We start from the raw sequence: 22,913 nt of genomic DNA, 5'->3' as shown, positions 1-22,913 counted from the left end.
ACCCTCGAGGGCGCGTCCAAGAATTCGGCGAATCATAACTTTACCAAGGTATTCCTATGGAAATCAAACCCGACGTGCAGCCTGCATCCATAACCTCTGAAGATGAGGCGAAAAGAGCCGTCCACAAGCTGCGTGAAGCCATTCGCCTGCACAATTACCGATATTACGTCGTTGATGACCCCATCATTTCCGATGCCGAATATGACCAACTGATGGCTGCTCTCCTAGATCTGGAAGCCAGGTTTCCCGAGCTTGCCAGCCCCGATTCTCCCACGCAGCAGGTGGGAGGAAAACCGCGCGAAGAACTGGGAACGGTCGAACATCCCACCCCCATGCTAAGCCTGAAATCCGTCCAGGACGAAAACGGCCTGCGTGATTTCAACAGAAGCTGTCGGCAAAAGCTCAATGAGAAGGTCATTGAATACATTGCGGAACCCAAATACGACGGCCTCGCCGTTGAGCTGATTTACCAGCGGGGCCGCCTGGTAGTAGCCTCCACTCGCGGCGACGGGCAGCGGGGGGAAGACATCACCGCCAACGTCAAAACGGTTCGAGAAGTCCCCCTGGTCTTACTCGGCCAGGAGGGAGAAGTGATCCCTGAACGCCTGGTTGTGCGCGGCGAAATCTTCATGCGCATCGCTGAATTCAGGGAGCTCAATGAACGGCGTGCCAGGGCGGGCGAACCCCCCTTTGCCAACCCGCGCAATGCCGCCGCCGGCTCCGTCCGTCAACTGGACCCCAACATCACGGCGCAAAGATCGTTGCACATCTTCTTGTATGAGGCGACCCACGTTGAAGGACGTGAATTCGAGACCCAGTGGCAGGTCCTCGAAACCCTTCCCAAATGGGGTCTCAAAGTCAACAAGGAACGTCTTCGCATTTGTTCGGGGGTCGAAGAGGCCATTCAATTTCATCGGGAGCTGGCACAGGATCGGGATCATTTGGAGTACGAAATAGACGGCAGTGTATTCAAAGTAAACCGGCTGGCATATCAGAAGCAGTTGGGCGTTCGCTCGCGCGACCCCAAATGGGCGGTAGCGTTCAAATTCAAGCCGCGCCAGATGACCACCAGGATCAACGCCATCGAGGTACAGGTGGGCCGAACAGGAGTGCTGACCCCGGTTGCGCTGCTCGAACCCGTGCAGATTGGTGGAGTTGAAGTCAAGCGGGCTTCCCTGCACAATCTCAGTGAAATCGAAAGAAAAGATATCCGCATCGGCGATACCGTCCTGGTGGAGCGCGCCGGAGACGTGATTCCCTATGTGGTCAAACCGGTTATGGAACAGCGCAACGGCTCCGAGCGGCAATTCACCATGCCGGACAAATGCCCCGTGTGCGGTTCTGAAGTGGTACTGAGCGATGACAGGAAAACCGCGGTATGCACCGGACTCGCCTGCGATGCCCAGATTCGCAGGCGCATCGAGCACTTTGTTTCCAAGGGGGGAATGAACGTGCAGGGGCTCGGTGAAAAAATGGTCGACAAACTTGCCGGCGCCGGCCTGTTGAAGCGGCTCTCTTCCATCTTCGAGCTGAACAGGGACGATCTCCTTTCCCTGGACCGGATGGGGGCCAAATCAACCGATAATCTTCTGCGGGAAATAGAGCAAAGCAAACAGCAGACCATGGCGCGCTTTCTGTTCGCATTGGGCATCCCCCTGGTGGGCGAGCATCTCGCCCGGGTTCTGGCCGAGAATTTCGCAACGCTGCCCGACCTCATGCAGGCATCCAGGGAAGAGTTGCAGAAAATCAATGAAATAGGGCCCGAGGTGGCGAACAGCATCGTGCGTTTCTTTGCGGACCAGAAGAATCGCAGCGTGATAGCGGAAATGCTGGCCGCCGGCGTCCAGCTGAGCAACCCCCTATATCAAGCAGAATACGAGCCCTTGCCCCTGCAGGGTGTAACCTTCGTCTTTACCGGCACTCTGGAGCGCTGGACCAGAAGCGAAGCCAAGGCCCTGGTGGAATCTCTGGGGGGGCGGGCCGTCTCCGGTGTCAGCCGCCGGACGGACTACGTAGTCGCCGGCCCGGGTGCGGGATCAAAGTTGCAGGAGGCCGCAAAGCACGGTGTTGCCGTAATGGATGAAAAGCAGTTTGCCGAGTTTATTGATCGATATCGGAAGCACTTATAGACGCAGCGAAAGGAGAGTGGACCATGCCGGCAGAAGGGTTCCTGGAAAACATTTACCTGGGGTCGCTGGACGAACGGCTTTTCGATTCCTTCAGAGCCCCGGTGGATGAGGCAAAAATCGGGCGGCTCATGGAAAAGTTTCAGGCCATCTCCCAGCAGTATGCGCCGCAATCCATCGAAGAACTGGGAAGAATTCCCCAAGACATGCTGCAGCAGATGCGGGAAATCGGCATGTTCGGGATCTCTATTCCCGTTGCCTATGGAGGACTGGGGTTCAATTTGTGGGAGTATCTGAGGACCGTCGAAGAGATGGTCAAGCAGGATATTTCTGTCGTGCTGGCATCCCTCGCCCACCTTTCCATCGGCACCAAAGGCATTCTGCTGTTTGGCAACGAACAGCAAAAACAGAAGTATCTGGTGCCGGCGGCTTCCGGCGAGATGATTTTCTCCTACGCCCTGACCGAACCAAAAATCGGCTCGGACGCTCAGCACATTGAAACCAGGGCAGAGCTCTCGGCAGATGGCAGCCACTACATCCTGACCGGACAAAAGACCTATATCACCAACGCCAACTATGCGGGCGCGCTAACCACGTTCGCCCAACTGGATCCAAAGAATCCCGGTCACATGGGAGCCTTCATCGTGGAAACCGCATGGGAGGGGGTAAAAATCGGCAGAGACATGCCCAAAATGGGCCTCAAAGCCAGTTCCACCGCGGCAATCCGCTTTGAGGATGTGCGTGTTCCGGTCGCCAATCTCCTGGGAAAACCCGGAGATGGCTTCAAGATCGCCATGATCATTTTGAATTACGGAAGGCTCGGCCTGGGCGCCGCTTCGGTCGGCATGATGAAGCAATCGGTTGCGGACATGCTGAAGCGCTCTTCCAGCAGGGTTCAGTTTGGAGGACCCATACAACGCTTTCCGTTGATTCAGGAAAAGATCGTCAAGGCGCGCGTCAACGGCTTCGTCAGTTCGGCCCTGGATGATTTCACAGCCGGCCTGCTGGATCGCAACCCTGTGGCCAACGTGGCCCTCGAAAGTTCCCACTGCAAACTGTTCGGCACTACCCGTTGCTGGGATACCCTGTATGACGCCCTCCAGGTAGCCGGCGGTTCCGGCTATCTGTCAACCCAGCCCTATGAAAAGAGGATGAGGGATTTCCGCGTGACCACGGTCTTTGAGGGAACCACGGAGATCCACTCCATCTATCCCGCTCTCTTCATGATCCGAAGAATCACCAAGGACCTGAAAAGCGCTCACGCTTCCCGCACAGGCCGGCTGTTTGCCCTGATAAGGGCCATGTTCAAATCAATCCAATGGCCGCTCAAGTTCCCGGACCGGGTGATGAACAAAGCATCCAAAGCGGCCAGGGCCAACGCCGTTCTCATCCGACGCATGCTCATCCTGGGCATCATCTTATACGGTGAAAAAGTTGTCGGGAAACAATTTTTTCTCAGAAAAATAAGTACCCTGAGTCTGTATCTTTTCGGCCTTTTGACGATTCTCGCCAAACTGCGCGCCGAGAGCGGAACCAAAGCTCCCGCCGGCGAGGACTTGCAGCTGCTCAACTACTTCCTGCTGGAGGCAAAAAAGGTGAGACTACAAAGCATGAGTCTTTTCGATACAAAGAGTGAAAAGCTCGTGGGCCGAATCATGCGGTCACTCACTACGACACCACACGGTTAACCGGTCGAATTCCGCAGGCTGGTTGAGTCGCGCGGCATGCGTGACGATACCCAACATGGGCCGGACCGACCAACGTGGTCGTCGGGCGGAGCCGCGCAGCACGCGTGATAACCCGCCATATGAGGTGGCATCGGGTGGGTTACGGCGCAAAAAGAACGGGCCTCCACCCACCCCCCCTGCGCGGTAAGCCCGACAGCAGTCAGGATGAGAACTGCCGACAAAAGGCTCTTCTATGTAATGGACTTTGAGCAAATATGATATAATTTTTAATGGTAAAGGATTGGAAAAGGGTTTTAGCCGAAGGGGTGCTCATCAGAGAGCTGAGATCATACCCTTGGAACCTGATCCAGATAATACTGGCGAAGGAATCGGCGGAACGAAAGCTCACTGGAGGCCGTTCACCGGACGGCCTCGTTTCCGGCATCCCCGTCAAGCTTTCCCGCCACGCATAAAACTTCGCCGGTAAAACCCGAAGGTGCCGGTCACACCCCCCGCCGCCTTGCTGCTGCGGGGCATGACCTCAACACCTGGATAGAAGGAAAGGAGTCAACCGTGAAAACACAACTGGATTATGCCAGGGCGGGAATGGTCACGGAGGAGATGCAGCAGGCGGTGCGCAACGAACCGATCGATGCCGAACAACTGCGCCAACTGATCGCCGCAGGACGAGCGGTGCTGCCCAAGAACCACAATCACACTTTTTCCCGGGTACTCGCCATCGGCGCAGGACTTAAGACAAAGGTCAACGCCAACCTTGGAACCAGCGGCGAATGCGCGGACATCGGTCTGGAACAGAGGAAGCTGGCAGCCGCCCGGAAGGCCAAAGCAGACTCCATCATGGATCTCTCCACGGGCGGAGAGCTTGGCCGGCTGCGCCACTTCTTTCTCGAACACTCTACGGTAATGGTAGGGGCAGTTCCCATTTACCAGATAGCCACCGAAATGCTTGCCAACCACCAGCCCCTCGAGAAGATGACCGCCGATCAACTGCTTCGAAGCATCGAGAAACAATGTGCGGAGGGCGTCGACTACATCACTGTGCACTGCGGAGTGACATTGAGCTCGATGCGCCAGTTGGAAATTCACCGGCGCATCATGCCGTGCGTCAGTCGCGGGGGCTCGATTCACATGGACTGGATGCGCAAGAACCAACAGGAAAACCCCCTTTACGAGCACTATGACGACCTTCTGGAAATCGCCCATAGATTCGATGTGACCCTCAGCCTGGGCGACGGGTTCCGACCGGGCACAATCATGGATGCCAACGACGGCGCGCAACTGGAAGAATTATTGATACTCGGGGAATTGACACAGCGCGCCCGCAACCGCGGTGTCCAGGTGATGGTGGAAGGTCCCGGGCATGTGCCGCTGCAGCACATCGAGTCGCACATACATCTGCAAAAACAGGTTTGCAAGGGTGCCCCCTTCTACGTGCTGGGCCCCCTGCCAACCGACATTGCCGCAGGATACGATCATATCACCGCCGCCATTGGCGGCGCGCTGGCGGGCGCTGCGGGCGCCGATTTCCTGTGCTACGTGACCCCCGCCGAACACCTGGGTTTGCCGAACCCCGATGATGTCTACCAGGGGGTGATGGCGGCCCGCATTGCCGGCCATGTAGCCGATATTGCCAAAGGGTTGCCGGGAGCTGTCGAGTCCGACCGGGAAATTTCCAGCGCCAGACAAAAACTCGATTGGGAGGCGGTCATCAACGGATCACTCGATCCGGAGCTGGTGCGCGACAGGCTGCAAATAACCGAAGATAGAGAAGCGTGCAGCATGTGCGGCAAACTCTGTGCGGTCAAAATCAGCGGCCGCAAAACCGGCTGATGAACCTAACTGCATGCCGCCGGCGCCTGTCCGCCGGGTGCCGCGTTTTGTGTCGGCGGCGCCGGCTGTAAGTCGTTCGCCCACCATGCCGGTGCTGACTATGCGGCATGCACACGACCATCGTTCCGGATAAACCTTGATTCAACCACGACGGGACCATCGATCAGGTTGGAATTCACCAGCTTTGGCCTGTTGCAGGCGCTCCCAAAGAGGCGCTCAACGTTTATTCAGTACTGATCAGATCCTTGATGGCATCAAACTTTGCGTCGCCGATGCCCTGAACTGCTTTGACGGCGTCAATGGATTTGAAAGGCCCGTTGGCCTCTCGGTAATCGACGATGGCCTGGGCAGTTGCCGGACCAATGCCGGGGAGGCTCTCTAACTGGGTAACATCGGCGGCATTGATGTTGATCGTTGCCGCCTGACCGGCCGCCGCGCCGGCTGCTTCTTTGCCCACCTCAGTCGCGGACGCGCAGAAGGCAAGATGCGTTCCAAGCAAGAGCAGCGCTGCAACCAGAAAAAAAGTTAGGGGAATACTTTTTTTCATTGGATCACCTCCTTGGAAAACCGGGCCTCTCTGGGAGCTAGTTGAAGGGTGAATCAACTGCCCTCATCATGCTCAAATCTGCAGGAATGTCAAGAAAAAAGTGCGGCGACGGTCATTTTCACAGGAGCGGCTGCCCGCCGCTCCTGCGGTAAGGCAGAGGAACAGCCACCCGGACAACTCCAGGTGTTACATGTTATTCGGCCAGATAGGGAAGCCCCTCACAGGTGGGCTGCAGCTCTTCGATTATTCCGGCGATTGTCTCATCCAATCGATCTTTGGAACAGATGGTGATTTCACCGGTTTTTCGGTTCTTGATCTCGAGCTGGTCATTCTTCAGCAATTTCTGGCTGATGACCACACGTACCGGAATACCCAGCAAATCCGCATCCTTCAGCTTCACTCCGGGCGAATCATTGCGATCGTCATAGAGAACTTCATAGGTTGCATTCAATCGTGAGTAGATTTTCTCAGAATTGTCCAAAACCTCCAGCTTATTTCCAATGGCCGTCACGATCACCTGGAAGGGTGCAAGGCTGATAGGCCAGACAATCCCGCAATCGTCATGCCACTGTTCCGCAGCCGACGCCATCAGACGTTCCACACCGATTCCGTAACAGCCCATGATCACTCTATTTTGCTCCCCCTGCGCGTTTAAAAAAGTGACATCCATGGTGTCGGCGGCGGTGTACTTGGTCCCCAATTTGAACGTGTGCCCGAGCTCGATGCCGCGGCGTATTTCCAGCTGTCCCCGGCGGCACTGGGCACAGCCGTCGCCTTCCCGCACCTCGGCAATATCGGTGATTTCCCGCACGGTGAAGTCGCGTCCATAGAGAACATTTTTCAGGTGCTTATCGAGCTGATTGGCCCCGGCCACGAACTGAGCTCCAGCGCTTACCGAGTTGTCCATGACGATACGGATATTTTTCAAGCCCACAGGAGACAGAAACCCGGGATGCAACCCTTTTTCCAGGAGCAGGCCTTCGGGAGCCAAATCCAGGTGCACTGCCTTCAGGTGGTTGGTCAGCTTGGTGCCGGACACCGCAAAATCCCCGCGGATGACCGCCAGAACCAGCTCGCCGTCGGCTTCATAGGCGACGGTTTTGAGAAAATGCTCGTCGCTTATGCCGAAAAATTCCATGAGAGCAGTGATGGTCCTGATGTTTGGCGTATCCACCACCTCCATCGCCGGCGGGTTGTCCGGAACGTCCTCAACCATTGGCTTGAGGCCTGCCGCCTTTTCGGTGTTGGCGCGATAGCGGCACTGGGTACAGACGACAAAGCGGTCTTCGCCGTGAGGCGAATCGAGCATGAATTCGTGCGAGCCGGTTCCTCCCATGATCCCCGAATCGGCTTCGATGGGGACAGCCTTCAGCCCGCAGCGGGCAAAAATACGCAAATACGCGTTGAATATCTTCGGATAGTACGCGTCCAGATCATCAAAGTGGGTATGGAAGCTATAGCCGTCTTTCATGAAAAATTCGCGCACTCGCAATAATCCGGCTCGGGGGCGAGCTTCATCGCGAATCTTGGTGTGGATCTGGTAGAGCATGACCGGCATGTCACGGTAGGAGGTCAAGAACTGCTTGGCGATATCCGTAATGACCTCTTCGTGGGTCATGGCCAGCACAAATTCGCGCTCCTTGCGATCTTTGATGCGAAAAAGCTCCGGCCCGATATCGAAGTACCGCCTGGTCTTCTTCCAGAGCTCTGCAGGATTGAGCACCGGCAAGGTAACCTCCATGCCGCCGATGGCATTGAGCTCGTCGCGCATGATGTTTTTGACCTTCTCTGCTACCCGGTGCCCCAACGGCAGAAGCGAGTAAATTCCAGCAGCCACCGGATGGATATAGGATCCTCTCAGCAGGAGGATGTGAGACGGGATTTCGGCTTCTTTGGGAACTTCGAATAGTGTGTGTATGAAATACCTGGAATAACGCATCGATTCTTCTCCTCAAAATCTCAACTCAATGACGACTCGCAAGCGGCAGCCAGGTCCGCAACCTCTCCCCCCGCTTCTCTGTGCGGTGAATACTAGCATGGCTGTTTTTTTATCCACAACCATAAAGAACCCCCTCGCTGATTGTACCGCCCGGCCGTCGATCCAGCTTGACAGCCTCTCAAGGTTTTCTTAAATTCACTTTGAAATCACGCCATTGAACATTTGATTGCTGCGGCAAACGCTTCGCATGATTTCATAAATCAAACCAGGAGGCCATTGAACGATGGAAAACAAATTTCGTACGACTCTGCTTTTGGCCGTACTCACCGCCCTGATCATTTTTATCGGGCGCCTGTTCGGGGGGTCGCAAGGCATGGTCATTGCCTTTGTGCTGGCCGTGGTCATGAACGTCGGAAGCTATTGGTTTTCAGATAAGATTGTGCTCGCCATGTATCGGGCGCAACCACTCGATGAACAAAGGGCTCCCGAGATTTACCGGATAGTCAGGGACTTGGCCGCCCAGGCCGACATCCCGATGCCGAGAGTCTACCTGATACCGCAGGACACGCCCAACGCTTTTGCCACAGGGCGTAATCCGCAGCATGCCGTGGTGGCGGTGACCGAAGGATTGTGGCGCCTGCTGACCCCGGATGAAATCCGCGGTGTTCTCGCCCACGAGCTGGCCCACGTGAAAAATCGCGACATTCTGATAAGCTCCATCGCTGCAACGTTGGCCGGCGTGGTGATGATTCTCGCCAACATGGCCCGCTGGACGGCTATCTTTGGAGGTTTCAGAGGCGGCGATGACGAGGAGGGCGGCGGCGGCATCATCGGTCTGCTGGTGACCGCCATTCTCGCTCCCATCGCGGCCATGTTGATCCAGATGGCCATTTCCAGATCGCGCGAGTATCTGGCCGATGAAACCGGCGCCAGGATTTCGCACCATCCCGAATCCCTGGCGAGCGCCCTGGAGAAACTGGCCAGAGCTTCCCAGCGCTTGCCCATGCATGATGCGCGGCCGGAAACCGCCCACATGTTCATCGTAAATCCGCTTTCCGGCAAGAGCCTGGCTAATCTTTTCAGCACTCACCCGCCCATCGAAGAGCGCATCAGGCGCCTGAGATCCATGCGTCAGTACTGATGCTCGCATGCGCATGCCGCCTTTGCCTCGAGGTCGGCTGGCAGGCAAAGGCGGCCGCCCGCCTTGGTGGATCCAATTTCCTTTGACAGCGACACGGTTTTTCATTACAGGTACCATGTGCGCTTTTTCACAGGACTTGACCGCCCGGAGGTCAGCCCAGACGATGGGGACAGTGCAATCCTTGCGACCAGGCTCGCTTCTCTACAGTTGACGGGTTTGCCGGAAGTGCCGGGGTGCACTGAAAGATTTCGGGAGGATACGGCCGTTGCTCCGGCTGGTTTAACCGCATCCACAAGACACGCTTCAACATCTGAAGAAAGAGAAGATCATGGCCAACGTCGTTATCATCGGCACCCAATGGGGTGACGAGGGAAAAGGGAAAATCGTCGATCTGCTGACGGAAAAAGCCGACTATGTGATACGTTTTCAGGGGGGCAACAACGCCGGCCACACCCTCGTGGTCGGTGAGAGAAAATTCATTCTGCACTTGATCCCGTCCGGCATCCTCCATCCCGGTAAAGTATGCGCCATAGGCAACGGGGTCGTGATCGACCCCGCCGTGCTCATCCAGGAGATCGATGGGCTCGCAGGCCATGGTGTGGCAGTAAACCCGGAAAATCTCTTGATCAGCCGCTATGCTCACCTGATCATGCCTTATCATCGCGCCCTGGACGCCGCCCGCGAAACCAGGAAGGGCCGCTCCAAAATTGGCACAACCGGCCGCGGTATCGGCCCGTGCTATGAAGACAAAGTGGCCCGCAACGGAATTCGGGTGCACGACCTGTTTGACCCTGAGGTTCTGGCGGACAAACTGCAAAAGAACCTGGAAGAGAAGAACTTCCTGCTGCAACATTTCTTCGGTCATGATCCGTTGGATAGCGAGGCCATCCTGGAGGAATACCTGGCTTACGGGAAACGCATTGAGCCCTTTTCGGGAAATGTTTCCGAGCGACTTCAGGCAGCCGATGATGCGGGCCGGAACCTGCTGTTCGAGGGGGCCCAGGGAACCCATCTGGACATTGACCATGGCACTTACCCGTTCGTCACCTCTTCCAATACAGTGGCGGGCAACGCCTGTTGCGGTGCGGGCATAGGGCCGTCGCGCATCAGCGAGGTGCTGGGGGTCGTCAAAGCCTACACCACCCGAGTGGGGGGAGGGCCTTTTCCATCCGAGCTGCTGGATGAGACCGGGCAAAAAATCCAGCAGACGGGAGGCGAATTCGGCTCGACCACCGGCAGACCGCGCCGCTGTGGCTGGCTGGATATGGTGGTGGTAAGGAATTCCGCGCGGCTCAACAGTCTGGCAGGTCTGGGAATCACCAAACTGGATGTTTTGACCGGTCTGCCGGTTCTCAAGATCGCGGTCGGCTATAAGTGCGGGCCTGTCAAACTGGATACGGTTCCACCGGAATTGACCGCATTGGAGGCGTGCGAACCCATTTATGAGGAATTTCCCGGGTGGCATCAGGATCTCCGTGGCGTTCGCAGGTTTTCTGATTTTCCCGAGAATACCAAGAACTACCTCAAGGCCATTGAAGAATTGGCCGGAATACCACTGTTCGTGGTCTCGGTCGGCCCGGGAAGGGATGAGACCATCATCCTGCGCCACCCCTTCGAGACCGCCCGGTGAAAAGCGGCGGAGGGTTCCGGCTGCTGCCGGGCCATTGTGAGGTGATCAGAACGAGCTCAACAGCAGGATCGTTGGTATCATCCCCTGTTCCCACTCCCCTTTGCCGGACAGAGTAGGAATTCCGGCCGCGTTGAGCAGCTCGGCCATGACCTGGAAGGAGACGTTGTTCGCCTGCATCGATTTGATCCATTGGACCAGCAGGGTCCTCTGAATATTCCTGACGGGTGCCCCCTCTGCCAGCTTGGCTTTGATCTCTCCAAGCAGAGGGTCAAGTTGCGGCGCCTCCGGCGCCTCGCCCGTCTCTTCTGCGGCCGTTTCTGCCACTGTTTCGGCCGCTTCACCCAGCGGCACCGGCTCCGCAAAAGCAGCTCGCTTTTCCCCAGCCGAAAGCTCCGGCTCACCGCCGCAAAGCTCGGATTTCGGCCCGGCTTGAGACGCCCCTGCATCCCGGCCCGGACAGGTCGCTTCGTACAGACTTGCGATGGCTCTGGCAATCAATGGAGCGGCGGTTTCACCATAATGGTTCAGCAGATAATCCATCATGCGCACCGTTTCCGGCTCCAACCAGGTTGACAGACTGCGCCCTCCCTTCTTGGCTTTCTTTTCTCTCCACTTTCGAACTCGCTCGCGCGACGGTTTAGCCATTTTGGATCCAACTCCATTGCTGAAATGTCTATTGCGATACCGGCAACCACAGCCTCCAGCAGCCGCAGCATGCAGCCCAACCCCCATGGCATGCAAAATCACCGGCTGAAAAACTGCACAATACTTTCCACAATCAATGGAATTTGCCTCCCATGGATTTGTTCTATATAGCATTCAAATGCCTGACGCAATGCTCCGAGTGGGGGTACGGTTTTCTACGCCGGCCCCTGGCAGATGACTTGAAAACCTTGACAACAGGCGCCAAGAAGGTGATGATTAGCGTCGGGCAGGGAGCAGAGCGCGGGCTTATCCATAGACGGCCTGACCGCTCCGGTGGTTCCTTGTAACTCGCAACTTCACATTTTGAGGAGACTCATAAAAGACCTTGATACTATCTTTCATTCAGAACGCTTACCGTAAATTCCGCAAGTCCAAACACCGCTGCGAACACCCCACCCCGGAAGCCGATCCGGCTGTGCAAGAACAGAACAACGCCATCATAGCACCTGCACGACCCACGAGTAACGCCTCATCCGGTCGCCGTCGGAGCAATCGCGGGAGCTCGCGCGAACCTGTGAAGCCGTGGAACATCTCAAGCTTTGTTGTACCACCCGTAGAAGGCAAAATGCGTTTCCACGATCTGGATCTTCCGCTGGAAATCATGCACGCCATTTCCGATTTGGGCTTCCAATACTGCACTCCCATCCAGGCGGCCATATTGCCCAAATTGCTCACCGGCGTCGACGCTGCGGGCAAAGCGCAGACCGGTACGGGAAAGAGCGCAGTATTTTTGATCAACATTCTTACCCAGATGCTGCGCAACCCCATTGCCGGGAAGCGCCCATCCGGCACTCCGCGTGCTCTGATCCTGGCACCCACAAGAGAATTGGCTCTCCAGATCGAAAAAGACGCGCGCGGATTGGCCAAATATGCTTCTTGTAAGATCGTCGCGGTATTTGGCGGCATAGATTACCAGAAGCAGCGGCAGCAACTGATCAGGGACCATGTGGATATCTTGGTTGCGACCCCGGGACGGCTGCTGGACTTTGTACAACAAGGCCAAATCCATTTGGACAAAGTGGAAACCCTGGTTATCGATGAAGCCGATCGAATGCTCGACATGGGCTTTATACCGGATGTGCGCCGCATCATTCGTAAAACTCCGCAGAAGAGCCGGCGTGTGACCATGCTGTTCAGTGCTACGCTGACCCCTGAAGTCATGCGTCTTGCTTCCCAATGGACGACCAACCCCTTTGTCGTGGAGATTGAGCCGGAGCAGGTGGCGGTGGAAACGGTCGACCAAATCGTCTATTTAACGACTTTCGAGGAGAAGTTCACGCTCCTGGTGAACTTGATCTTCCACAACAACCTGGAGCGCCTGCTGATCTTCGGCAACCGCCGCGATGTCACGCGAAACCTGCTGGAGCGTCTCACCCGCTATGACATTCGCTGCGCGCTGCTGTCAGGGGAAGTGAAGCAGAATCAACGGATCAAGGCGCTGGAAGACTTCCGGTCAGGCAAGATCCGTGTCCTGGTTGCCACTGACGTGGCGGCTCGCGGCCTGCACGTCGATGACATCAGCCACGTCGTCAACTATGATCTTCCCCTGGACCCGGAGGCCTATGTGCACCGCATCGGCCGCACCGGAAGAGCTGGAGCCCTGGGCACCTCGGTGAGTTTCGCCGACGAAGGCGATTCGTTCCAAATTCCGGTCATCGAAGAATTCATGGGGCAGAAGTTGCACTGCATTTACCCACCGGAGGAGCTGCTGAAACCTTTACCCGCGCCGCAAAAGGTTCGGCCGACTAAGAGCCGGCGGCGCTTCACGAATTCCCGCAAACGGCCGGCCAGACCCGGTAAGAAAGTGGCCGGTTCGCGCCGCTGACGACTATCCAGCATCACTTCATTGCCGCCTGTCGTGCCGACACAGCGCCTGGCTCCGTTTATTTTCGGGCAAAACTGGATGGCCTCACAGGATAAGGAAAGGCGCGTTGACAAATCTGGGAGGTTGGGCCAGTGGAACAGAGACCCTTGGTTGGGGTTGCCGTCGTCGTCTGTAAAGACCGTCAATTCCTTTTGGGAAAGCGCAAGAACTCACACGGTGCGGGCTGTTGGCAGTTTCCCGGCGGCCACTTGGAATTCAACGAATCCATCGAAGCGTGCGCCTCTCGCGAGATCTTTGAAGAAACCGGCATAACCATCAAGAATCCGAGGCTCACCACCTTCACCAACGACATATTCGAACAGGAACAGAAACACTACGTCACGCTTTTTGTAGTTGCCGATTATGATGCGGGCATAGTGCAAGTCAAAGAACCCGACAAGTGCGACGAGTGGGGCTGGTTTAGCCCCGAGGATCTCCCCTCCCCCCTGTTTCTGCCCATCCTTAACCTGTTTGAGCGCAACATCACGTTACCGCGTTTATTCTCCGATGGTCGTGCTTGACCAACCGGCATCAGTGACTTACTTTTTTCAGCGTTGCGTTCCTCTTTTATTCCATCATCCAGGCACAGCCCATCGGCCCCGCCTGCAGACCGAGAGCCGGAAAGGAAAGAAGTTTGACGCGCTCCCGCCGCTGACGGTGTGATGTTGAGGACAGCGGAGCAACGCATGAATTCATCCCCAACTGACAACAGGCAGGTCCAATGACTACAAAAACATTGAATATTGTAATCGGGGGAGAAGCCGGCCAGGGACTGGTCACCATCGGCGAGCTCCTGGCCAAAACCCTTGTCGAGTGCGGCTACGAGATCGTGGTGACCCAGAGCTACCAGTCTCGAGTGCGCGGCGGCCACAACACCTTCACCATTCGCACAAGCAACGCCGGGCTTGCGGCTCCCCAGGAAACGATCGACCTGCTGATCGTCATGAATGAAGAAACGGTTCGACTCCATCGAGAGGAATTGTCCAAAAACGGTCTGGTGGTGACCGATTCTTCGATAAAAATTGACGCTATTCCCTGCCTCGGGGTTCCCTACGGCGAGCTCACTTCCAGGCGCCATGAAAACGTTGCGGCCCTTGGTGTGGCGACCTTTCTGCTCGGCCTGGACAAGACCGTGCCGGCGCAGGTGTTGGAGCGCAAATTCGGGAAAAAAGGCGCTGAGGTCATGGCGGAGAATCGGAAGGCATTGGATACGGCTTACCAGTGGACTTCCGATAAGCTCGCGCAAGCCCGTCCGGAGGCTCTGGACTTTCTCAAGCTTCCCGAAACCAAAAGACAATCGCCTCGACTCATTCTCAACGGCAACGAGGCCCTTGCCCTCGGCGCCTTGTCCGCCGGCGTCAAGTTCTGTTCCTTCTACCCCATGACTCCGGCAACGTCCATTGCCGTCACCATCAATCAGTACGCAGCAGCGATGGGGGTCGTCGTGGAACAGGCGGAAGATGAAATTGCCGCCATCAACATGGCTATCGGTGCAGCGTTCGCCGGAGCTCCCAGCCTGGTGACCACTTCCGGGGGCGGTTTCGCATTGATGACCGAGGGGATCAGCCTGGCAGGGATGACCGAGACGCCGGTGGTTGTCATGCTGGGTCAGCGCCCCGGGCCCGCTACCGGGCTTCCCACCCGCACAGAACAAGGGGACCTGGAACTGGTCCTGTATGCCGGCCACGGTGACTTTCCACGCGCCATTCTGGCACCGGGCAGCGTTGAAGAGTGTTTTCATCTTGCCGGCAAAGCCTTTGAGCTGGCGGAAAGCTCCCAGGGACCCGTGTTCCTTCTGACCGATCAGTTCCTCGCCGATTCCTTTCGCGCTGTGGTCCCGTTTAACGTTGATGAGCTCTGTTCGGTTCAGACGGGAACCGATCCAAGTCCGGCGCAGTCTCCCTATCGACGCTATGCCCTCACGGAAGACGGGGTCTCCCCCAGGCTGCTGCCCGGATTCAGCCGTCACCTGGTGATAGCCGACAGCGATGAACATGACGAGGACGGTCACCTCACAGAAGATCTCGAAGTCCGGGTTCGCATGGTTGACAAGCGCATGAAGAAGTATGCCCGACTGAAAAACGAGGTGATCCCGCCATCCTATCTGGGCGCCGAAGATCCTGAGCTGTTGCTGGTCTGCTGGGGAAGTACCCAGGGATCGGTGGTGGAAGCCGCCGGCGCATTGGAGTCCGCCGGAAGGAAGGTGGGAGTCCTGCATTTTGCTCAGGTCTGGCCGTTGGTGGCGCAGCATTTTGTCGAGTACCTGAACCGTGCCAGGCAGGTGGTTGCCGTAGAATCCAATGCCACCGGCCAATTCGCAAGGCTCCTTGAGCGCGCAACGGGATTGCAGATTCGGCGGCAGATTCTTCGCTATGACGGCTTGCCCATCACGCCCCAAACCATTCTCGCGGCGCTGAAAATCTAACCGCATCTACAGCAAAGGAACTTCATGAGCACCCTTCAGGATTTTGGCCAATACGAGACGGCATGGTGTCCGGGTTGTGGTAATTTTGCAATTTTGCAGGCGGTGAAAAAGGCGCTGGTTGCAAGCGGCCTCTCGCCGCATCAACTGCTGTTCGTGTCCGGCATTGGACAGGCCGCCAAAACCCCGCACTACCTCAATGCCAACGTATTCAACGGGTTGCATGGTCGCGCATTGCCGTTAGCCACCGGCGCCAAGCTGTCCAACCCCGCATTGACGGTGATTGTCGAAAGTGGTGATGGGTGTAATTACGGCGAAGGGGGCAATCATTTTTTGGCAGCCATCCGCCGCAACATCAACCTCACCATGCTGGTGCACAACAACCAGGTTTACGGACTCACCAAGGGACAGGCCAGCCCCACATCACAAAAGGGCTTCGTCACCAAAGCCCAGCCGGGCGGCGTGCTGGCGCAGCCCTTCAGCCCGCTGGCGGTGGCGGTGGCTATGCGCGCCGGTTTTGTCGCCCGCTCTTTTTCCGGTTACGAGGAACATGTGACGGCCATGGTGACGCAGGCGATCGCCCACCAGGGCTTCTCCCTGGTGGACATCCTGCACCCATGCGTTTCCTTCAATAAACTCAACACCTTCACCTGGTACAAGGAGCGCTGCGAAAAGTTGCCCGACGATTACTCCCCCACCGATTGGGAGGCCGCCATGAAGACGGCCGTCAAGTGGGGAGATACAATTCCCATTGGTCTCATCTACAAAAATGAGCAGCCTCCTTATGAAGAAAACTTTCCTGTGTTGAAAAAAGGACCGCTGGCCAAACAAGGGGTAGACAAGAAAGCCCTGCAGGACATTTTCAGTCGTTATCTCTGATCGATTGATTGCAGCCGGATGCCATCAAGTCGAAGGCATCGTCAAAAATGCGATAGCCGGCGGCCTCGAGTTTTTCCGAAATGTCGCGTATGTGCCCGGGACCGCGGGTTTCGATCTCCAACTCGACCCGGCTCACATTGATGGGCATGGATCGCCCGATGCGCGTGTGGTCGATGTGCAAGACATTGGCCTTTTGTTCGGCGATCAGGGTCAGTATGCGCGCCAGTGAGCCGGGCACGTCGTCGAGCAGCACCGCGAATCGCATCAGTCGGCCGTCTCGAAACAAACCCTGGCGGATGATCCGCCCCACCAGAGGACTGTCGACATTGCCGCCGCTGATCACAAGCACTATTTTGCCGTTCCCGGGGAGCGCCGCTGAGTCGTTGAGCATGGCCGCCAGGGGCACCACTCCCGCCCCTTCGGCCAGCACCTTTTTGCGCTCCAGCAAGAGGAGCATGGCGGCCGCGATTTGATCCTCTTCGACCAGCAGGATGCCGTCCACTTTCTCCTGGATGACGGGAAAGTTCAGCTCACCGATCCGCTTTACGGCAATGCCGTCGGCAATGGATTTTGCCGCGTCCACAAGCAAGGTCCTGCCCAGCTTAAAGGCCCGGTACGCGGATGGACAGGCAGCCGCCTGAACGCCGAAAACTTTGATTTGCGGACGGATGGCTTTGGCCGCCGTTGCAATGCCTGATATCAATCCTCCTCCCCCCACCGGAACCAGAATGGCATCCGCGTCCGGCAGCTCCTGCAGGATTTCAAGGCCTATGGTACCCTGCCCGGTGATGATATCCAAATCGTCATAGGGATGGATAAAGGTCCCGCCCTCCTTGGCCAGTTCCAGGGCATAGCCGATGCTTTCGTTGATGCTTTCTCCTCTCAGTATGACCTGTCCGCCATACCCCCGGGTGGCTTCCTGCTTGGTTATGGACGCCCATTCGGGCATCACGATGGTTGCCGGAAGACTCGCCTGCCTGGCGGCAAGAGCCACACCCTGAGCATGGTTTCCCGCGGAGGCGGCCACCACTCCGCGCGATCCTATCTCCGGCAGGCGCGAAATGATCTTGTAGGTCGCACCCCGTGATTTGAAAGATCCGGTCTTCTGCAGATTTTCCAACTTGAGAAAAACCTGCGCACCGGTCATCCTGCTGAAAGTGGGCGAGTAGATGAGGGGCGTGCGTATGATCCTGCCGTTCAGCACTTGTTGCGCATGTTCGATGTGCGCCAGGGATAGTGTGGGCATGATAGGTCCCTTCTCATGGGAATTGGTCACCGGCCAGATCCGAAACGACACCATGAAGGCCATCCACTATGCGGGCCAGAGCACTGTAGTCAACCTTGTCCGGGGTGTCCAGTGCACTGTGATAGTAAGGATAGCGAAAAGGAGCCGTGTCGGTGAGCATGACGGCCGCATAATTCTGCTGCCAGAACGACCAGTGATCCGACCAGCTGATGCCGGTGATCCATTCGGGTGCCGCGGCACCTTCCGAGGGAAAAGCAGAGTACCGGCGAAAGCTGGAAATGGCTTGATGCACCAGGCGGCGTGATGCAAGGTTCCCCACAAAGGCCAGGAAGTTTCCGGCATGCGGGTAGAACAGGCTGAAGGGGAAAGGATATTGCTGACTGTTCGGTTCGTTTGAAAAATAACCGATGGTCTCCAAACACAGCATGGCGACAATCTTTTCCTTCAGCCGGCGCGATCTTCGAGCATAAATCAGGCTGCCCATCTCCGCCGTTTGAAAGAAGGGAGCTTCTTCGTTGGTGAAAAACACCAGACGCACTGTTCTGCCGCCCTGCCGTCCGGCCAAGAGTCGCGCCAACTCCAGCAGTGCCGCTACTCCGGAAGCATTGTCATTGGCGCCCGGTGAATCAATGGCTGAATCGTAGTGGGCACCGACCAGTACGATCTCATCGCGTTTAGAGCCGCCTGCAATTTCCACTTCCAGGTTATGCACACGCTTGTCCAGGACGCGATAGGGCTGTTCCTTAACCACATAACCCAGCTCTTCCAGTATTTGCCTGAGGTATGCCGCGCAAGCCTCCAATTCGTCATAGCACCACACGCTGCGCTCGCCGATTTCCCCCGCCAGCTTCTCCACATGGAGTTGAAGATTTTTTTCAATTTCCCTTTCTGCGGCCGTCGGAGACCTTGTGAACTCCGCGCCGGAGCGCCCGGGCATCCATATGACACAGGTGATGCAGGCGGTCAGCAGCGCGAAGAGGAGCATAAACAGTATGACAAATGCAAGGACAATGTGATTCACGGCACGGCCAACCTGTTCTGCAACGATCCAGTGATCATAACGTGGGGTCTGGCTCCATTCTCGTCATCTCTCTCTCAAAGCCCGCTCCAAAGGAGCAGGATATCATAGCCCGGGGCGGGGAAGCCGGGCCCAACCCCCACATCCGGAAACCCCGAAGTTTAGGCACAGCTCACCGCCTATCGACCTGTGGCGTAGCAGAATGGGACGTGCGCTGTCAACCACGGAAGCACCGTGCCATTAAAGTAGGACGTTGCAGGCATCCAATTGACATCTTCAATGGGGAGTCTTATGGACAGACTGTTCCACGAAATGATTCGGCGCCTTCGGTCCATGGCTGCGCACCGTCATTCGATGAGAGGAGAGAGCATGGTTGGGAACATGACCGCTTGCATGATGGCCCTTGGTGTGATTCTGGCGTTGGGCACTCACCCGCTTCATTGCGGCGAAATCAAGCTGGATGAACTGGACGCGTTCGTGGTACAGGCGATGCGCGACTATAACGTTCCGGGGGCCTCGATTGTTCTTGTCAAGGACGGCAGAGTGGCCTACCTCAAAGGCCATGGCGTGCGACGAACCGGCACCCGGGAGAAGGTGGATGAGCACACCCTCTTTCAACTGGCATCCGTCACCAAGACATTCACCGCGGCATCCGTCGCTTCCATGGTGGACAGAGGCAAGCTGGAATTCGATGAAGAAGTGATCAACATTCTACCCGACTTTGCACTGAGTGAGCCCTACCCTACCCGCTATACCAGTGCGCGCGACCTCCTGGCGCACCGAACCGGACTGCCCGCCTTCACCGGTGACTTGTTCGATCATTTGGGATACACGCGGGAAGAGGTCATCCGGCGCGCCCGCTACATAGAGCCCGCATGCAGCTTCAGAGAGGAGGCAAACTACTCGAATGTCGGCTATTTTCTGGCCGGTGAGGTGGCGGCACGGGCAGCAGGCAGCGATTGGGAACGGGTGGTGGCGGACAACCTGCTCACACCCCTGGACATGACACGAACGGGCTTCACCAAGACCCTGGATGAACAATCCAACGTCGCTGCACCCCATGCGCTCGTCGCCGGAGCACTCAAGGCCATACCCAACAACCGGCAGGAAGTCCTCGCTGCAGCCGGGGCAATGACTTCCACGGCATCCGACCTGTCCCACTACATGATCATGCTGCTGGACGACGGCCAATACAATGGGAAAGAGGTCCTCACAAAGGATTCCGTGGAGCAGATGTTCACCCCCGCCATGGTCGACCAGCCGGGCTTCGCTGAGCTTCCCCCCATCTCGCAGGAAACGGGATTCGATTATGGGCTCGCCTGGGGCATCTATTACTGGAAGGGTCACAAGATCCTGGAAAAGGGGGGCGCCCTTGACGGCATGCGCTCCATTGTGGTTCTGGTGCCGCACATCAAGCTGGGCATTGCCGTTCTCGCCAACATGAACCTCACGGTATTTCCCGAAGCCGTTCGCGCGTACGTCCTGGAACAGTACCTGGGAGACGCCGGGTATGACATGCAGGCGGAAATCCGCCGGCGGTTCGAAAAGCTCGAGTCCATGCTGGACCTCTCCAACATTGTCCGGCCGGTTAACCCCAAACCGGCGAGCAAAGAGCCGGCAGCCTACACAGGGACCTATGAGAACAAGCTTTACGGAAGATTCACCGTGCTCCGGGATGGGAACGATCTCAGGGTCGAAGCGGGTCCGGGAGGATACTCTGGAACGCTCACCCACGTGAACTATGATACCTTTTATCTGAAATGGCCCATTTTCATCTCGGCCCCCGATGAAGTGACGTTTCTCATCGATGCTCAAGGCAATGTCACCGGCTTCATCAACGATCCCCTGGGTACATTCAGGAGAGTGGATTGACCGTTTGCGGACCGCACCAATCTTTTCTCGCTCAAAGGATTTGCCTGCTCAAGCAAAACTCGACTCGGTCTTAACCGCGCATTTATGCTATCCTGACCGTCATGGCAGAGCGCATACGGGTCGCGCGGCCTGCCCCATGAAACTCAGAAACCGATGGAAAGGTGTTCAGTCCCCTTGCAATACGTAATCCAAGCCCAGAGTGTGACCAAGGTGTTCAACGGCTTCACGGCCGTCAACGAGATCTCCTTCAAGCTCATTGCGGGCGAGTGTCTCGGTTTGCTGGGGCCCAATGGGGCCGGCAAGACCTCCACCATCCGCATGACCTATGGGTTCAGTCCCATGAGCAGCGGGCGCCTCAGCGTTTTCGGCCTGGATATTCGCACCCATTGGCGGGAAATCAAGGGGCGCCTCGGAGTCTGCCAGCAGGAAAACAGCCTGGACCCGGATCTGACCGTGCAGCAAAACCTGGAGGTTTTCGGGCGATACTTCAACATTCCCGCCGGGGCAACCAGAGAAAAAGCTCGAAAACTCCTTGAATTCATCGCTCTGGATCACCGCAGGGATGCCCAGGTGAGCGAACTCTCCGGGGGGATGATGCGCCGCCTGGTGCTGGCGCGGGCGCTCATCAACGATCCGGAGCTGGTCATTTTAGACGAGCCGACCACGGGGCTTGACCCGCAATCGCGGCATCAGGTCTGGGAAAAACTGGAAAATCTTCGCTCCGAGGGGCTCTCCATTTTGCTCACGACGCACTACATGGAAGAAGCGGCGCGCCTGTGTGACCGCCTGATCATCATGGATCACGGCGAAATTCTGGTGGAGGGCAAACCTGCCGAGCTGATCATCGAGCATGCCGGCCGCAACGTGGTAGAGATTGCCCAACCAACGGATGAACTGCGCGAATTCATTCGCTCGCGAGATCTCACCCATGACGACCTCGGCCGCCGCATTCTCATTTACGGAGACGAGAACGATCAACTGTTTGACATCATACGCGAGCGGTTTTGCAAAGAAAATTGCAGTTTGAGAGGCTCCACTCTGGAAGACGTATTTCTGAGACTGACCGGGAGGCAGCTGCGCGAATGAAACTCTCATCCTCGTTTGACATTTCATGGCGTTTTTTGAGGGTGTGGCAGAGAAATTTGATTGTTTACCGGAGGATCTGGAAGGTCAACTTTCTACCGCCGCTGTTTGAACCGTTGTTTTACCTGCTGGCCTTCGGCATGGGATTGAGCACGATGATCGGCACCATTCATTATGCGGGTGTCGACATTTCCTATTTGACCTTCATCACCCCCGCCATTCTGGCCATCAACATCATGTACAACGCCTTCTTCGAGACCACCTACGCTTCGTTTGTGCGCATGTACTACCAGAAGACTTTCGATGCCATGATGGCAACCCCCCTCTCCCTCGGTGAGGTGATCACCGCCGAAATCATCTGGGGAGCCACCAAGTCGCTCTTTGCAACGGTGATCATGCTGGCCGTTCTGAGCGGCTTCGGCTTGATTCACTATCCCGACGGGCTGCTGATCATACCGCTGGCGTTCCTGGGCGGCGTTGCCTTTGGCTCCGTCGGCATGCTCTTCACCGGCATCGTGCCGTCTATCGATGTCTTCAACCTGCCTATCTTTCTGTTCATCACACCCATGTTTCTGTTCAGCGGCACTTTCTTTCCCGTTGAAAATTTGCCCGACTGGGCTCAGCATTTGGCGCTGGCACTGCCGCTCACCCATCTGGTGCGCCTCACGCGGCATCTGTGCCTGGGGCTTGTCGGTGTCGACCTGTTGCTGGAGGCGGCCTATCTGTTGGTCTTCTGCCTGATTTTTTATCCTCTGGCACTGATTTCCATGCATCGGCGTCTCATCCAGTAAAGCGTCCTGGTCGCTCGATCGAGCGGCAGTCACACAGCTTGCTTTGCGCTGGAATGTGCCTATTTTATGTGCGTTGGAAGCCCATGTTTTTTGGAAAACCAAAATCATTTTAAACACTACAGTTGTTCAGGT

General features: G+C 56.8%; 17 protein-coding genes and 1 riboswitch. Of the genes, 12 read left to right on the top strand and 5 right to left on the bottom strand.

The features are described from left to right. Positions 1-56: 56 nt before the first annotated feature. From ligA to thiC, 3 genes are all read left to right on the top strand, one after another. Positions 57-2,129 carry an NAD-dependent DNA ligase LigA gene (gene ligA / locus K1V27_RS09360; protein WP_258929641.1) on the top strand — a complete coding sequence of 691 codons (2,073 nt, stop codon included), beginning with the start codon at positions 57-59 and terminating at the stop codon, positions 2,127-2,129. A gap of 23 nt (positions 2,130-2,152) precedes the next feature. Beyond that, a complete protein-coding gene (locus K1V27_RS09355; RefSeq protein ID WP_258929638.1) occupies positions 2,153-3,814 on the top strand; it encodes an acyl-CoA dehydrogenase family protein in 1,662 nt (553 codons plus the stop codon). A gap of 291 nt (positions 3,815-4,105) precedes the next feature. After that, a riboswitch (TPP riboswitch) is annotated at positions 4,106-4,199 on the top strand. A 167-nt stretch (positions 4,200-4,366) separates the two neighbouring features. After that, on the top strand, positions 4,367-5,644 hold the full coding sequence (thiC, locus tag K1V27_RS09350) for a phosphomethylpyrimidine synthase ThiC (protein WP_258929633.1): 1,278 nt from the start codon (positions 4,367-4,369) through the stop codon (positions 5,642-5,644). A 223-nt stretch (positions 5,645-5,867) separates the two neighbouring features. On the opposite strand, the gene K1V27_RS09345 is transcribed toward thiC, so the two are convergent. Continuing rightward, positions 5,868-6,191 (bottom strand): ComEA family DNA-binding protein, encoded by a 324-nt coding sequence (locus K1V27_RS09345; RefSeq protein WP_258929630.1) that lies wholly within the window; start codon positions 6,189-6,191, stop codon positions 5,868-5,870. Between the two features lie 193 nt (positions 6,192-6,384). Beyond that, positions 6,385-8,130, bottom strand: coding sequence for a proline--tRNA ligase (locus K1V27_RS09340; protein ID WP_258929628.1), 1,746 nt, complete (start codon positions 8,128-8,130; stop codon positions 6,385-6,387). 283 nt (positions 8,131-8,413) lie between these two features. On the opposite strand from K1V27_RS09340, the gene htpX reads away from it, so the two are divergent. Then, on the top strand, positions 8,414-9,271 hold the full coding sequence (gene htpX / locus K1V27_RS09335) for a zinc metalloprotease HtpX (RefSeq protein WP_258929623.1): 858 nt from the start codon (positions 8,414-8,416) through the stop codon (positions 9,269-9,271). A gap of 328 nt (positions 9,272-9,599) precedes the next feature. After that, entirely contained in the window at positions 9,600-10,901 is a 1,302-nt protein-coding gene (locus K1V27_RS09330; protein WP_258929619.1) for an adenylosuccinate synthase, read from the top strand. A gap of 45 nt (positions 10,902-10,946) precedes the next feature. On the opposite strand, the gene K1V27_RS09325 is transcribed toward K1V27_RS09330, so the two are convergent. Continuing rightward, positions 10,947-11,546, bottom strand: a complete 600-nt coding sequence (locus tag K1V27_RS09325) for a hypothetical protein (protein WP_258929616.1) — start codon at positions 11,544-11,546, stop codon at positions 10,947-10,949. A gap of 625 nt (positions 11,547-12,171) precedes the next feature. On the opposite strand from K1V27_RS09325, the gene K1V27_RS09320 reads away from it, so the two are divergent. The 4 genes from K1V27_RS09320 (at position 12,172) to K1V27_RS09305 (ending at position 16,771) form a co-directional block, all read left to right on the top strand. Next, positions 12,172-13,431: a DEAD/DEAH box helicase gene (locus K1V27_RS09320; RefSeq protein WP_258929615.1), complete on the top strand. Its 1,260-nt coding sequence runs from the start codon at positions 12,172-12,174 to the stop codon at positions 13,429-13,431. A 131-nt stretch (positions 13,432-13,562) separates the two neighbouring features. Continuing rightward, positions 13,563-13,991, top strand: coding sequence for a nucleotide triphosphate diphosphatase NUDT15 (locus tag K1V27_RS09315; RefSeq protein WP_258929614.1), 429 nt, complete (start codon positions 13,563-13,565; stop codon positions 13,989-13,991). A gap of 200 nt (positions 13,992-14,191) precedes the next feature. Further along, the gene (locus tag K1V27_RS09310) at positions 14,192-15,895 is read left to right on the top strand and encodes a 2-oxoacid:acceptor oxidoreductase subunit alpha (protein WP_258929613.1); all 1,704 of its coding nucleotides are present in this window, start codon (positions 14,192-14,194) and stop codon (positions 15,893-15,895) included. 24 nt (positions 15,896-15,919) lie between these two features. Beyond that, positions 15,920-16,771 carry a 2-oxoacid:ferredoxin oxidoreductase subunit beta gene (locus K1V27_RS09305; protein WP_258929612.1) on the top strand — a complete coding sequence of 284 codons (852 nt, stop codon included), beginning with the start codon at positions 15,920-15,922 and terminating at the stop codon, positions 16,769-16,771. Here K1V27_RS09305 and ilvA read toward each other — a convergent pair. After that, positions 16,755-18,017 (bottom strand): threonine ammonia-lyase, encoded by a 1,263-nt coding sequence (gene ilvA / locus K1V27_RS09300; protein ID WP_258929611.1) that lies wholly within the window; start codon positions 18,015-18,017, stop codon positions 16,755-16,757. The genes K1V27_RS09305 and ilvA overlap by 17 nt on opposite strands. A 13-nt stretch (positions 18,018-18,030) precedes the next feature. Then, positions 18,031-19,038, bottom strand: a complete 1,008-nt coding sequence (locus K1V27_RS09295) for a M28 family peptidase (protein ID WP_309574004.1) — start codon at positions 19,036-19,038, stop codon at positions 18,031-18,033. Positions 19,039-19,404: 366 nt separating this feature from the next. Between K1V27_RS09295 and K1V27_RS09290 the strand changes: the two genes are divergently transcribed. The 3 genes from K1V27_RS09290 to K1V27_RS09280 all read left to right on the top strand — a co-directional run bounded on the left by K1V27_RS09290 (position 19,405) and on the right by K1V27_RS09280 (position 22,781). After that, positions 19,405-20,907 (top strand): serine hydrolase, encoded by a 1,503-nt coding sequence (locus K1V27_RS09290; RefSeq protein ID WP_258929610.1) that lies wholly within the window; start codon positions 19,405-19,407, stop codon positions 20,905-20,907. 153 nt (positions 20,908-21,060) lie between these two features. Further along, entirely contained in the window at positions 21,061-21,993 is a 933-nt protein-coding gene (locus K1V27_RS09285; protein ID WP_435051663.1) for an ABC transporter ATP-binding protein, read from the top strand. After that, the gene (locus K1V27_RS09280) at positions 21,990-22,781 is read left to right on the top strand and encodes an ABC transporter permease (protein ID WP_258929605.1); all 792 of its coding nucleotides are present in this window, start codon (positions 21,990-21,992) and stop codon (positions 22,779-22,781) included. Before K1V27_RS09285 ends, K1V27_RS09280 begins: the two co-directional genes overlap by 4 nt. Positions 22,782-22,913 lie beyond the last annotated feature (132 nt).

The sequence above is a fragment of the Desulfoferrobacter suflitae genome (genome assembly GCF_022603395.1).
Lineage (GTDB): Bacteria > Desulfobacterota > Syntrophobacteria > Syntrophobacterales > Syntrophobacteraceae > Desulfoferrobacter > Desulfoferrobacter suflitae.
This window is presented reverse-complemented; position numbering and strand designations above follow the sequence as displayed.